Here is a 13,782-nt window from a genome sequence, read left to right as displayed (position 1 = left end):
GTGATCTTCCCGAGAGATTACCGGAAGAAGCGGAAACTCTTGAGGAAAGAATTTATGATCCGCTTTTCCGTGTCGATGGCGATAAGCACCATAGGGGTACGAATATTGTCAGCTTCTTGAAGCGGGAGGGGAGTCGGAGGATTTCTGGTTTGGCCGACAACGGCCGCAGCGGACCACGGCCAACCAACTGACGCCCTGGCGGCCCTCCGCCCATCACAGCCGACAGCGGCAGCAAACCGCGGGTAGCAAAACACGTCGACTGTTGGGCAAGTTCATGGAGAGCTGGTGAGGTTGTGTGCGACAGGTGAAGCTTTGCTTGTCAAGCGATATGACGCTTAGTCAAACTGGCGAGGAGTGCGAGGCTATGTATCCGCGCTCGTCCGGCAGCGGTCTCGTAACTCTGCACGCGCCAGGTCGCGCCATGACCTATTGCATCCCCCAACAGGAGTCCCAGCTCGATGCGTACCGATCCGCCGATATCCGGGGGCTCAACTCCCGCCACAGCCGATACCCCAACAGACTCGGTGGTGGACTCGGCCGCCGCGGTCTATCAGCGAATTCACGATAGTGCGGAGTTCCAGGGCGTGCGTCGCCACTATCGAAACTTCGCATTCCCGGCGGTCGTCGGCGTCTTGGTGTGGTACATGCTGTACGTGGTGCTGTCCGTCACGGCACCGGGTTTCATGGGCGTGCGGCTTTTCGGCGAGATCAACGTCGGCTTCGTGTTCACCGTCCTCCAGGTCCTGACCACCATCGTCGTCAGCCACCAGTACTCGCGGCACGCCGCGGCCAAGCGTGACAGCGCCGCGCTGCGCCTGCGCTGGAAGGCTCAGGAGGAACTGCGGTGATGGCGCTCTCGTGGGCACTCGCGTCGGGCGCGCAGTCGGTGACCTCCGGGCACCGCACCCTGTTCGTGACGCTGTCGATCGTCGTCACCCTGGTCACCCTGGGCATCACCCTGTGGTCCCGGCACAGCACCCACACCACCGGCCAGTTCTACACCGGCGGTCGTGAGTTCTTCGCCATGCAGAACGGCCTGGCCCTCTCCGGCGACTTCATGTCCGCCGCCTCCGTACTCGGTATTACCGGCAGCATGTCGCTGTACGGTTTCGACGGCTTTTTGTACGCGATCGGCTTTCTGGTCGGCTGGGTCGTGTTTTTGTTGCTCATCGCCGAACCGATGCGCAACACCGGCCGGTTCACCCTCGCCGACACCCTCTCGCTGCGATTGCGGGAGCGGCCGATCCGTACGGCGGCCGCCGTCGCCAACCTGACGACCGTCATCTTCTACCTGCTCGCGCAGATGGTCGGCGCCGGGGCGCTCGTCGCTGTGCTGCTCGGGTCGTCCGGCGGGGGTACCAAGGATGTCGTCATCCTCATCCTCGGCGCGTTGATGATCGTGTACGTCGTGCTGGGCGGGATGAAGGGCATCACCTGGGTCGCCATCACCAAGACCGTGCTGTTGCTGGTGGTGGCCGCCATCGCCACTGTGCTGCTGCTCGACCAGTTCGGATGGAACCTCAGCCACCTGCTCGGCACGGCCGCCTCAAAGAGCCCGCAGGGCAAGGCGTTTCTCTCCCCGGGTCTGGAATACGGCAAGACCGTCGCCTCCCGGGTGGATTTCGTCAGCCAGGCAATGGCCCTCGGCTTCGGCCTCGCCGGTCTGCCGCACTGCCTCATGCGTGTCTACACGGTGCCAACCGCGCGGACCGCCCGTAAGTCCGTGGGATGGGCGATCGGGATGATGGGCGGCTTCTACCTGATGACGCTGGTGCTGGGCTTCGGCGCCGCCGCGCTCGTCGGCCCGGCCACCATCAAGGCATCGGACCCGACCGGCAACACGGCTCTGATTCTGCTCGCCCAGGCGGTGGGCGGCCGGCCCGGATCGCTGGGCAGCACGGTGATGCTCGGCATCTTCGCCTGCGTGGCGTTCATCAGCATCCTGGCCGTCGTGGCCAGCCTCACGCTCGCCGCGTCCTCGTCGCTCGCCCACGATCTCTACGCGGCGGTGATCCGCAAGGGCAAGGCGACCGAGCTCGAGGAATTGTGGGCGGCGCGCTACGCCTCCATCGGCATCGGCGCGGTCGCGGTCCTGCTGTCGCTGCTCGCGCAGAAGATGAATGTCGCCTTCCTGGTGTCGCTGGCCATCGCCATGGCCGGCTCGTCACTTGTACCGACGATGTTGTTCGCGCTGTTCTGGCGGCGGTTCACCACGAAGGGCGCGGTCTGGGCGACGTACGGCGGGCTGATCGTCTCGGTGACCCTGGTGCTCTTCTCGCCGGTGGTGTCGGGCAGTCCCGACGCCATGTTCCCGGGCGTGGACTTCCAGTGGTTCCCGCTCGGTAACCCCGGGATCGTGTCCATCCCGCTCGGCTTCCTGTTCGGCTGGATCGGCACGCTCCTGTCCGACGAACGGCCGGACCCGGCGAAGTTCGCCGAGCAGGAAGTGCGTGCGCTCACCGGCGCGGGCGCGTACTGACCGGTCCTCCGACGCCGCCCAGCAGCGGGGCCGTGGCTATGCTGAGGCATTGCATTGTGTGTTCGAACCGGGTGCTCCGCTCCGGTGAGTTACAGGAAAAATGCCCCGAGGCGTCCACTTCGCTCGCTCCCCGGGCGCCGCCGGGCGTTCGGCGGGCGCGCTCCAGCCGGTCTGCCCGGGATGGCCGCCCGCCGCGCGCTACCGGATCGGTACGTCACCTCGTGTCGCCCCGGCGGTGTGCGGCGGGCGGCCACCCCGGGCGCGCTTTGGGCAGCGGCGCCGCGTAGGCGCGGTACTTGCTGGTGGTCAGGCCGAGCGCGCAGCACGCCTCGGCGAGCGCGACGGCGGCCTGCACGCTGTCCACCACCGGGACACCAAGCCGCGCCGGGGCCGCCAAGTCGGACATGCTCAGCGGTCTGCGCCTGGACGGTCTGATCGGCGCCGGTCTCCTGATCCTGGGCGGCTTCCTCGCCCTGGCCGTCAAGAAGCAGCCCCCGGCCGTTGACACGACCGAGGTGCCCGCAGGAGCCCCCGCGGAGCGACCCCTGCCGCTGCCCACCGGGTTTGCTCAACTGTGCTCAGCCAGAATTTTGACGACCGCACCTACCGCCATGTGCTGGACGCCCTTTCCTGGTCCCAGCCGGCGCAACCGGCTGTCCGAGGTGCGCTCACGCGAGTCCCCTCGCGTCCGAGCCGTCCAAGTCCCGCGACGTCGGAAACCGCAGGTCGGGAGCACGAATTCGGTCAAGCGGTCACGCATCGGCCGAGGTCCTGTTCTCGATATCGCTCCACACGTCCGCCACGACCGGTGCGGTCAGCCGCGCTGCGCTCGACGCAGCCTGTTCCGGACTGCGAACGCCGGCCACGACGGAAGCCGTCGCCGCGTGCCGCAACGGAAACTGCATCGCCAGCTGCGGCAGGGTATTGCCGTTCCGCTCAGCGACGCGGGCAAGCGCCCGGGCTCGGGCCAGCACATCGGCCGGCGCGGGGCCGTAGTCGAAGTACGAGTCGTCGCCGGGCCAGTCGTTCGCGAGCAGCCCGGAGTTGTAAGGGGCGGCAGCGATCACCGACACCCCAAGCCGCTCGCACTCCGCCATCAGCGACTCGCCGCTGCGGTCGACAAGGGTCCACCGGCCGGCCAGCATGACAGCGTCCAGGTCGGTCTCCCGCACCATTCGCAGCGGCGCCTGCCACTGGTTCATACCGACGCCGACAGCGCCGATGACGCCCTGCTCGCGTAGTTCGACGAGCGCAGGGATCGCCTCGGAGATCGTCTGGTCCACGAAGTCGTCCGGGTCGTGGACGAGCACGACGTCGATGCGGTCCAGTCCGAGCCGCCGCAGGCTCGCCTCAAGGCTGCGGCGCACCCCGTCGCGGGAGTAGTCGAGCCGCCGGGTCAGGGTGTCCGGCACGGCGAACATGCCGGTGGGCAGGTCCGATCCGGTGGGTGCGGGATTGGGCACGAGCAGCCGGCCGACCTTGGTCGAGACGACGTACTGTGCACGCGGGTACGCGGCCAGCGCTGCGCCCAGGCGCTGCTCGGCGAGACCGAGGCCGTAGTGCGGCGCGGTGTCGAAGTAGCGGACGCCCGCGTCCCACGCGGCATGCACCGCGGCGGCGGCGGTCGTGTCGTCCGTCGGGGTGTAGAGGTTGCCGATCGGGGCGGACCCGAAGCCCACCTCGGTGACGGCCACCTCCGTGCGCCCCAGGCGCCGGGTTCTCATGTCATCGTCTCCCGTCGAGCCGGTACCAGGATGCGGCGCTCGAGCCGAAGACGGCGGCAGTCTCGGCTTCGGAGCAGCCGGCGAGCAGCTCGCTCGTGACCGTGACGACGTCGACGTAATCGGCGCGAAGTGTGGAGACCGGCCAGTCCGAGCCGAACATGGTGCGCTGCGCGCCGAACGCGGCGAGCAGGTGTTCGGCGTAGGGCTGAAAGGTGTCGAGCGTCCAGTCGGGTGCGGCCTCGGTGAGCAGTCCGGACAGCTTGACCGCGACGTTGGGCAGTTGCGCGAGTTCGGTGATGTGCTGCCGCCACGGCTCGGTCTCACCGGCGGCGATCAGCGGTTTGCCGCCGTGATCGAGGACGCAGCGCAGCTCGGGAACCTGGCGCGCCGCGCCGATGGCGGCCGGCAGTTGGGACTCGGTGACAAGCAGGTCGAAGGCGAGTCCGGCGTCGGCCACGGCACGCAGACCATGCAGGACGTCCGGGCGCAGCAACCACTCCGGGTCGGGTTCGCCCTGCACCTGATGCCGGATACCGACCAGCCAACGGGCGTTCGTCCCGTCATTCAACTCGGCGAGCCGATCGGCGATGTCGGCGGCGGTGAGATCGACCCAGCCCACCACTCCCCTGATTTCCGGCGACTCCTCGGCGAGCGCCAGGAACTCCGGCGTCTCCTCGGCAACCGTGATCGTCTGCACCAGCACGGTGGCGCTGATGCCCGCGTCGGCCAGCTGCGGGCGCAGCTCTTCGAAGGTGAAGGTGCGACGCAGCGCCGGGATGTCTGCCGTCCAGGGCTGGTCGCGCACAGCGAGGTCCCACACGTGGTGATGCGCGTCGATGCGCGCCTGCGGTTGGAGCTCAGTCAAGGTGGAACACCTCCTCCATCGGCGCCCACCGCTGCCCGTCGGCGGCGCTGTCGACAGGCTGCTGGCAGGGATCGGTGAGCTGCCACCAGCGCTTTGTCTCAGGGTCCGCGGCCATCGCCGCCATGTCGGCGTCGTAGTCGTCGCCGTCGTACTCCAGATAGGAGAACAGGATGCCGTCGCGCAGGTAGATCGAGTAATTGCGGATGTGCACCTCTCGCAGCTTCGCGAGCACGCCGGGCCAGGCGTCGGCGTGCAGCGCGCGGTACTCCGCCTCTTTCTCCGGGCGCAGCCTGATGACCGACGCGAAGCGCTGCACGCTCAGCGGCTGCTCCGGACGTTCCCCGCCTGTGTCACCGATACGCGCGAGGCGCATATGTCATCTCCTGTCGGTAGCTGTTGCCGTTCGCCGTGCGGATCAGTTCCGGCTGATCGGCTCATGAGACCAGGATCGGGCTGTCCAATTGCTTCGCCTGGATCGCGTCCCAGTCCCAGGCGATGCCGATTCCGGGACCGGGCGAAGGATAGGCGTAGCCGTCCCGGACTTCGAGCTGTGTGCTGGTGATCGTCTCGAGTTGCGGGATGTGCTCCACCCACTGGCCGTTCGGTACGCCACAAGCGAGCGCGACGTGCAACTCCATCAGGAAGTGGGGCGCGACCGGAACGTTGTACGCCTCCGCCAGGTGCGCGACCTTGAGCCAGGGCGTGATGCCGCCGATGCGGGCCACATCGACCTGAACCACCGAGCAGGCGCCGGCATGCAGGTAATCCTTGAACTGGCTGACGCTGTAGAGCGATTCACCAACCGCGATCGGCACCGGCGAGGCAGCCGCCAAACGGGCATGCGCCCCGATGTCATCGGCCGCCAGCGGCTCTTCGATCCAGGCGAGGTCCAGGTCGGCCAAGGTCCTGCTGCGTCGCTCGGCGTCATCGAGGCGCAGCCCCTGGTTGGCGTCGACCATGAGCTGGAAGGTGTCCCCCACCGCCGCGCGTACCGCGCTGAGCCGATCGCGATCCTCCGTATGATGGGGCTTGCCGATCTTCAGCTTCGCGCCCTGAAAGCCACGCTCCCGCATTCGGACCGCGTCGTCGACGAGCTGCTCGGCAGACAGGTGCAGCCAACCGCCCTCTGTTGTGTAGACGGGCATCCGGTCGTGCGCACCGCCGACAGCTCGGTGCAACGGGATGCCGGTCCGGACGCACCGCAGATCCCAGAAGGCTATATCGATCGCGGCGAGTGCCAGCGAGCTGATCGGCCCGACGGCCAGTGCGTGCATACCGAACAGCAGCGACCGCCAGTTGGCTTCGAGGGTGTCGGTATCCATCCCGATCACTCGCGGGAGCAGATGGTCACGCATCAGCGCGACGATCGAACTTCCTCCGCTACCGATCGTGTAGGTGTAGCCGGTGCCGACGTGGCCTTCGTCGTCGGTCAGGGTGAGGATCGGCGTTTCCTGGCTGACGAAGGACTGGATCGCATCGGTCCGTTGCGTCATCGGTTTGAGGTCAACCATTGTGAGCTCGGCCCGAACAATGCGCGCCATAGTTATGCCTCCGTGTCTCGGGTCGGTCCGCCGGCCGCCGGCAGCACTTGCAGCTCCAGGTAGGACGGTGTGGATGCGGCATGCTGAATCGTCTGACGAGCCTTGACGAGATTCCTTTGGGTGGCGGTCGCCATCGCACCGCCGTGATTGGGGTTGACGTCGAAGCGGGGATAGTTGGAACTGGAGATCTCCACTCGCACCGCGTGCCCTGCCGGTATCACGATGCTGGTGTAGCCGAGATCGATCCGGTACTCGTGGCACTCTCCCGGAGTGACTGGCTCGGCGTGCGATGTGCCGTGCCGATACCGGGCCCGGACGATGCCGTCACAAATGCTGAGCGCGCGGCCGTCGGGATGGACCTCGACGAGTTTCGCCGTCCAGTCGGTGTCCGTCGCCGAGGTCCTGGCGTGCAGTACGACGTTCACCGCGCCGCCGATCTCGAGGTCGTCCTCGAGCGGCGCGGTCGTGTAGGACAGGACGTCCGGGCGCGCCTCGACGGTTCGTTGGTCCCGTGGCCCAGCGTGCAGACCGACATAGGCGCCCGGCAGGAACGTCGCGCCACCGGCAGTGGGTACCGGATCGGCCGGATCGAAGACGAACTCAGCGGCTCGTTCGTCATCGCCGGGCAGTGCACCGCGCAGGGAGCCCGGTGCGGCGCCGTCCGGTGCGGGTACCAGGTACAGCCGGGTCGTCACCGCACGCTTCGGTGGCCAGCTGTCCTCCGCACGCCAGCGGTTGCTGCCCATCACGAAGACCTTGACCGGTGCTTCCGTGGAGCGAGCGGGGGCGTCGGCTTTCAGGAACGAGCTGAACCAGTCGAGTTGCACGGCGGTCATGTCGAGTGCGGCGGCTGCCGCGTCGGCGGCGAAGTACACCTCGCCCAGGGCGTCATGGGGCACGGCGTGCGCCCATGGCCCGATGATCAGGTGTTGGCGGGTGTCCGCGTCGCCGCCCGCAGCGGACATGCCCCGGTAGTTGGCGACCGTGCCGCGCAGGAACAGGTCGAACCAACCGGCGATGTGCAGCGCCGGAACCTTGATCCGGTCGTAGCGGTCGGCGATGCTGATCGGCCGCCAGTAGTCATCCCGATCGGGATGACTGAGCCAGTCGCCCCAGGCCGGCAGCAATGATTTCAGCGGCGCCATGTCGGCCAAGGGGCGTGCCGAATACATCTGCCAGGGATCGCGCAGCAACCGGCCGATCTCCGCGGACAGCTCGGCGACGTCCTGTCCCGCGGCGGTGCGTCGTGCCGCCTCGGCGGCAGCCAGTCCGAGCGCCCAGTAGAGGCTGAACCCGAGTTCGAGCGCGCCGCCGTAGTAGGTCCAGGTGTCGTGATAGTCCGACGCTGTGGCCTGTGGCGCGATGGCCTTCAGCGCCGGAGGTTGGCGGACCGCTGCCAGCAACTGAGTCGCGGCATAGTACGAAGCCCCGTACATCCCGATGTCGCCGTTGCAGTACGGCTGCGCGGCGAGCCATTCGATGGTGTCGACGCCGTCGTCGCCCTCGTCGAAGAACGGTGTGAAGTCGCCCTCCGAGCCGAACCTTCCCCGGGTGTCCTGGATGACGACCACGTATCCGGCTGCCACGGCACGGAGCGGTTCGATGCCGGCGCTCACCACGACCGCGAACGAGTCCGCTCGGTTGTACGGGGTCCGCTGCAACAGCGCCGGGAACTGCCCGGCCCGGGCCGGGCGCCAGATGTCGGCCTGCAGCCGAACCCCGTCGCGCATCGGCACCCACACGTCGCGTTCGACGATCACGGATTCGTTAGCCATCTGTATCGCTGCTCCCGTCGATGTTCCTATAGGATATATGAATCTCGGCCCGAATGACACCAGTCAGACCACCGAATCAGCTACTATGTGTTTATGGTTGAGGGCCCGAGTGCAACTGGAGGTGACACCGCGATGCCGTCCATCTGGACAACAGCGGATGGCCCGGTGCGCTCCGTGCTGGCCGACCGCGTCTATGAGTTGATCAAGGTAAAGCTCATGGACAATGTGGTGGAGCCCGGCGCGCGGCTGTCGATCGATGCGCTGTCGCGGGACATGGACGTATCCGCGACCCCGATTCGCGAGGCGTTGGCCAGGCTCGAGTCGGACGGTTTGGTGGTGAAGCGCCCGCACCGCGGCTACACGGCGGCCCCGCGCCTCGATTCGCGGGCCTTCGACGAGCTGTTCCGGATGCGGATGCTTCTCGAACCGGCGAGTGCTTCCTGGGCGGCACAGGCCGCGAACGCGAAGCAGATCGTGGCAATCGAGGACCTGATCGCCGCGATGAGCGAACCCGTGACCGGGGACAGCTACGAGAGCTACCGCGCGTTCGCGGCGCAGGATGCGGCCTTCCATCTGGCGCTCGCCGAGGCGAGCGGCGTCGGCCTGATGGTCGATGTCCTGACCCGGCTGCGTCCGCATACTCAGCTCTACCGCCTCTACTACACCGTTGGAATCAGCGATGACACGATTGCCGAGCACAGCCGGGTAATTGACGCCGTGTCCCGGCGGGACGCCGATTCCGCCGCCGCGGCCATGGCCGCTCACCTGTCGGCGTCGCAGCTGCGCCTGTCGGCTGCCGTTGACCGGTGATCGGTCAACGGCAGCTGACAACGTCTCGCCTTTGACCAGCGCGGGTCCGGGTTCGACCCGCCGCCCGGACACGGCCTAGACGAGCACCGTGAAGGCGTCGACCGCCAGCCGGCCGGCGCCACCGTTGACGATCCTCAGGGTGTGCACGCCCGGCACCAGCCCCGTCACGCTGTAGTTCACCTGCCGGGCCGATGGGGCTGCCGCGCCCTTGGCCGGAGTCAGCTCACCTTCGTCGATGCCGTCGATGAAGACCCGCACCGAGCCGGTGTCGCTCAGGCGTGGTGCGACCCACGAGACTCCGCTGCCCGTGATGGTGACCGTGACAGCTGCGCCGGCGGCAGATGTGCAGTGCACATCGGTGCCGCAGCCGCCTTGGTCGGCGGCAGCGCCGGTCCATCCCGAGCCCGTATAGGCGACGGACGGTGCGGTGTCCTCCACCGTCGTCCGGCCGGGTTCCACGGTGAACGCATCGACATTCAGCGACGCCGCGGTTCGGTTCACGATCTGGATCGTGTGCGGCCCCGGCCTCAGACCGGTCAGGCTGTACGCCACCTGCTGCGCCGGGAACGGCCCCGTCGAGGCGTTGGGCGTGACCACGCCTTGGTCGAGGCCGTCGAGGTACACCTGCACCGGACCGCTTGACGCGTCACGCCGTGCCAGCCAGGAAACCCCGCTGCCGACAAAGCGGAACGACACCGACGCATCCGCGGCAGCGGTGGTGTGCAGGTCGTCCGCATAGTCGCCCGCGCCGGAGGTGGTCAGCCGCTTCCAGCCCTTTCCCTTGTAGCTGACCGCTTTGGCGTCGTCGTTCGTCGTCGGACGCGAGGCGGACACCGTGAACCCGTCGACGGTCATCAACCGCGATGACTGGTTGACAATCCGCAGCGTGTGATCGCCCGCGGCCAGGCCACTGACCGAGTAGTCGACCTGCTGTGCGGGATACGGAGCGCCACTGGTCCGCGGGGTGATCAGACCCTGGTCGGCTCCGTCCATATAGACCTCCACCGGCCCGGTTTGGTCACTGCGCTGGGCGAGCCAGGAAATCCCGCTTCCGGTGAACGGTATCGTCACCGTGGCGCCGGCGGCGTAGCTGTAGTGGACATCGTCGCCGAGGTCGCCCTGTGCCCGCCCGCTGGAGTAGTTCCAGCCGTCGCCCGTGTAGCTGATCGTGCTTGTGGTGTCGTTGTAGCTGCGCCGGCCGAGCAGATCCGCGTACTGCGGCTGGAGACCTGCCTGCGCCATGATCGCCTTGGCCTCGGGCGGGAACACGCTGAGGTTGTCGTAGTTGTCGGTGACCGTGTTCGTCGGGTCCGGGGTGCCGTGGGGGGCTCCCGAGGCATTGCTGTAGTTGTACTGGACCGTGTTGTGCTGCGCTGCGACCCCGCAGCAGTTCTGGATGTTGCGGGACGCGCTTTCCCCGGTCTGCAGCACGTTGTACTGCGCCGTCCAGTTGCCTGCCGTCGAGTCGAGGTACAGCGGTGCGCCGCCGGTTGTCTTCTCGTCGTGCAGGTAGTTGTACTTCATGACCGACGGCGAGGTCATCGGCAGTTGCGCGTAGAGGGCGCCACCGTCATCGAGTACACCCATGTCCTGGAAGATCTCGTTGTACGTGATGGTCGCGCCGCCGCTGTAGGTGGTGCCTTCCCAGCCGAGGTTCACGCTGATCGCGGTGTAGGGCAACTGGCCGATCGCATTGTGTGTGACGGTGGTGCCGGTGGTGTAGCCGAGGAACACTCCGACCGCACTGCGGTAGACCTGCCCGGCGAAGGTGATCACGTTGTCCCGCACCGTGTTTCCGGATACCTCGTCGGCCACCGGCGGGTGCCGGTCAACGGTGTCGACGCTGCCGATCTGCAGTGCGTTGCTCCCGATGTCGGTGAACCGATTGCCGACGATTGCGGCGTTCTTGCTGCCCGGCGCGAGTTCGAGTCCTACCCCGCCGAGGTGGGTGAACGTGCCGTTGTCGAATTCGAGACCGCTGTCGTGGTCGAACCGGACCTCCCCAGGCGTCCCCGTGAGGTCCTCCATCGGCACCTCGGTGAGGTTGTCCCCGGTGATGTGCCATCCGGCCTGGCCCTCGGCGTATCCGGTCGGGCGCGCTGGATCGAGCCAGGTCGCATAGGCGAAGGTGAGCCCCGAGAAACTGATGTCTCTCAGCGGCGAGGCCGCCGTGCCGGATCCCTGCACAAGCGTCTGCAGCACCGGCGCCTCGACATCCGCCGTGGCGAGGTCTTCGCCCGGACGTGGCACGTAGTACATGGTGCCGTGGCTCGAATCGAGGTAGAACTGACCGGGCGTCGTGAGCAGTTCGTAGGCGTTCTGTACCCACGAGACGTTGAACGGGTTCTGCCCGATGACAGCACCGGACTTGAAGTTGTAGGGCACTTGGGTGTTGCGGTAACACGGCTGCGCCAGGGTGATGTCGCGCCCCGAGGCTGCGGTGACCGGGCAGGATTTGTGCACCCAGACGTTCTCGCTGACCACCTCGGTTCCGACGATGTCCGGCCAGGACGCCATGCCACTGTCCGGTGCCACCAGGCCGGTGGAGGTGGGGGTGCCCCAACCGCCCGGATTGGCCGGGCCGCGCGACAGTTGGGCGCGCACTCCGTTGACGTAGAGTTCGCGGGTCTTCAGACCAGAAGCCGGCGCGCTCCAGATGTTCTTCGCGGGATCGTGCAACGACCACCCGGTCAGCTGCTTGGCGCCGCTGATCAGCGGCGTTTCCCCTGGATAGGCGGCGTAGACGACTCGGTGGCCGTTGCGCCCCGAATCGTGGTCGGCGTCGCTGAACGCCCATGTGGCGCCCAGTCGATACGTTCCGCCACGTAGCCGCACGACGATATCCGAGTTCATGGACGGCGTGAGGCCACGCACCACTGCCTGCGCCGCAGGCAGACTGCACGGTGCCGAGATGCCGCAGCCCGCCGTCGCGGTGCCGGTCGGCGATGCGTAGAGGTATGTCGGAGCGGGCGAGCCGGCTCCGGCGGCGGGCGAGGATGCGCCGACGAGCGAGCCGCCGGCCACTGCGGCGACGGTCAGCATCGCGAGCGCTTTCAGGCTCGGAATCAATCGGTGACGACGAGGTCTGGTGAGGTGTGGGAGCACGACCATGCCTTTCGGTGCTGTGGGTACAGGAACTCGGGATCCGTATCGCGCGCCTGGCCGCCTTCGGCGGCTGCACCGCAGCTCTCCACATTTCACTCTGGACTAGGCGGCCAGCGGTGGCTAGGATCCTATATTATCTTCGATTTAGCAGTCCAGAACGCGTCAAGGCCGAAGGATCCGTACAAACCCGTCCGCGTCGATGCGAGCGACGGCCCGAGCCGAGGAGAGCCGTGTCATGGGTCCACCCGGCAGCCCTCGGTGAAGATTCCGCCATTGACGCGTCAGGTTGAGACAAGAGAGCAGGCGCGGCCCGAAGGTGTGCCCAGCCTGTCGGCAGCCGTCTTACCAATTGCAGAGCGCATCAACTCCGTCGCACGCCACCTCCTCGGCGATGCGGAACCGTCTGTCATCTATGCACAGCTCAGACAGGAGCACAGAAGTGAAGACAATGATGTCTACAGCAGCGATCGTCGCCACCCTCGCGTGTACGGCGGCGCTATCGGGTTGCAGCTCCGAGAAGACGTCCTCACAGAGCCCCAGTCAGTCGGCCACTGGGAAGACGTCCTACACCTTCGGGCTGGCCAATCAGCAGGAATCGGTCACCTTCCCCGCAGCGCTGGCCAAGGGCGCCAAGGCGAAGGCTGCCCAGCTCGGAGTCAAGATCGTGGACCTCGACTCGCAGGGCGACCAAGCCAAGCAGGCCAGCCAGGTCCAGGATCTGATCGCGCAGAAGGTCAACGGAATCGTCCTCGTGCCGCTGTCTCCCGGCCCGGCACAGGCATTGGCCGATCAGGCCGCGGCTGCCGGTATCCCGATCGGAACGGCGCACGGCTATGTCGGCGCCAACCAGGACGTGAACACGCCCTATGCGAAATTGAAGTTCGTCATCGACGAGAACGAGCTGGGTGCGGGCGCGACAGCGGGCGCGATGGCCATCAAGGCCGTACCCAACGGTGGAAAGGTCGCGGTGATCAGCGGGTCGGCGGGCTTCGTGGAGAACACGACCCGGGTCACCAAGTTCAAGGCAGCCCTGGCCGCGGCCGGCGCCGGGAAGTACAAGATCGTCGCTACCCAGCCCGGTGACTGGACCAAAGAGAAGGGCCAGTCGGCGTGCCAGAACATTCTCGCCGCCACCCCGGACATCAAGCTGTTCTACACGCTGTCCGATGACATGGCAGTGGGCTGCGCGACCGCCGTCAAGTCGGCCGGCTCCAAGGCCAAGATCATCGGCCTGGGCGGGTCGGCCGCCGGAATCGCGGCAATCAAGTCCGGCGCTGTGTACGGCACGGTCTGCTACAAGCCCGCCGACGAGGGTGCGATGGCCGTGCAGATGATGTACGACTCCGTGACCGGCAAGCTGACCGGCCCCCCGAAGACCAACTTCTACGACAGCCCTGGGATCACCGCGGCCAACGTCAACTCCTGCACACCGCAGTGGTGACCCGGACGCCGCAAGCGCACTGACACCACGAAGAAGGATCCT

11 protein-coding genes are annotated in these 13,782 nt (G+C 67.0%); 4 read left to right on the top strand and 7 right to left on the bottom strand.

Annotation, left to right across the window (positions count from 1 at the left end; translation table 11 throughout):
- Positions 1-458: 458 nt before the first annotated feature.
- Positions 459-848 carry a DUF485 domain-containing protein gene (locus FCI23_RS25440; protein ID WP_136726255.1) on the top strand — a complete coding sequence of 130 codons (390 nt, stop codon included), beginning with the start codon at positions 459-461 and terminating at the stop codon, positions 846-848.
- A complete protein-coding gene (locus FCI23_RS25435; protein WP_136726254.1) occupies positions 848-2,479 on the top strand; it encodes a solute symporter family protein in 1,632 nt (543 codons plus the stop codon). Before FCI23_RS25440 ends, FCI23_RS25435 begins: the two co-directional genes overlap by 1 nt.
- A 214-nt stretch (positions 2,480-2,693) precedes the next feature.
- Here the strand turns inward: FCI23_RS25435 and FCI23_RS25430 are convergent, their stop codons facing one another.
- From FCI23_RS25430 to FCI23_RS25405, 6 genes are all read right to left on the bottom strand, one after another.
- A complete protein-coding gene (locus FCI23_RS25430) occupies positions 2,694-2,885 on the bottom strand; it encodes a hypothetical protein (RefSeq protein ID WP_136726253.1) in 192 nt (63 codons plus the stop codon).
- 346 nt (positions 2,886-3,231) lie between these two features.
- Positions 3,232-4,203: an aldo/keto reductase gene (locus tag FCI23_RS25425; RefSeq protein ID WP_136726252.1), complete on the bottom strand. Its 972-nt coding sequence runs from the start codon at positions 4,201-4,203 to the stop codon at positions 3,232-3,234.
- A 1-nt stretch (position 4,204) separates the two neighbouring features.
- The gene (locus FCI23_RS25420; RefSeq protein WP_246143975.1) at positions 4,205-5,068 is read right to left on the bottom strand and encodes an amidohydrolase family protein; all 864 of its coding nucleotides are present in this window, start codon (positions 5,066-5,068) and stop codon (positions 4,205-4,207) included.
- Complete coding sequence (locus tag FCI23_RS25415) at positions 5,061-5,441, bottom strand: L-rhamnose mutarotase (protein WP_136726251.1); 381 nt, start codon at positions 5,439-5,441, stop codon at positions 5,061-5,063. Before FCI23_RS25415 ends, FCI23_RS25420 begins: the two co-directional genes overlap by 8 nt.
- 61 nt (positions 5,442-5,502) lie before the next feature.
- Complete coding sequence (locus FCI23_RS25410; protein WP_136726250.1) at positions 5,503-6,609, bottom strand: mandelate racemase/muconate lactonizing enzyme family protein; 1,107 nt, start codon at positions 6,607-6,609, stop codon at positions 5,503-5,505.
- Between the two features lie 2 nt (positions 6,610-6,611).
- Positions 6,612-8,384, bottom strand: coding sequence for a CocE/NonD family hydrolase (locus FCI23_RS25405; protein WP_136726249.1), 1,773 nt, complete (start codon positions 8,382-8,384; stop codon positions 6,612-6,614).
- Positions 8,385-8,516: 132 nt separating this feature from the next.
- On the opposite strand from FCI23_RS25405, the gene FCI23_RS25400 reads away from it, so the two are divergent.
- The gene (locus FCI23_RS25400; protein ID WP_169316940.1) at positions 8,517-9,194 is read left to right on the top strand and encodes a GntR family transcriptional regulator; all 678 of its coding nucleotides are present in this window, start codon (positions 8,517-8,519) and stop codon (positions 9,192-9,194) included.
- 75 nt (positions 9,195-9,269) lie between these two features.
- On the opposite strand, the gene FCI23_RS25395 is transcribed toward FCI23_RS25400, so the two are convergent.
- Positions 9,270-12,263, bottom strand: coding sequence for a right-handed parallel beta-helix repeat-containing protein (locus FCI23_RS25395; protein WP_169316939.1), 2,994 nt, complete (start codon positions 12,261-12,263; stop codon positions 9,270-9,272).
- A gap of 484 nt (positions 12,264-12,747) precedes the next feature.
- Here FCI23_RS25395 and FCI23_RS25390 point away from each other — a divergent pair, with 484 nt between their 5' ends.
- On the top strand, positions 12,748-13,740 hold the full coding sequence (locus tag FCI23_RS25390) for a sugar ABC transporter substrate-binding protein (RefSeq protein ID WP_246143984.1): 993 nt from the start codon (positions 12,748-12,750) through the stop codon (positions 13,738-13,740).
- The last annotated feature ends 42 nt before the right edge of the window (positions 13,741-13,782 follow it).

The organism is Actinacidiphila oryziradicis, from assembly GCF_005047355.1.
Lineage (GTDB): Bacteria > Actinomycetota > Actinomycetes > Streptomycetales > Streptomycetaceae > Actinacidiphila > Actinacidiphila oryziradicis.
Note: the sequence above shows the minus strand (reverse complement) of the source record. Positions and strands in the feature narration are given on the sequence as shown.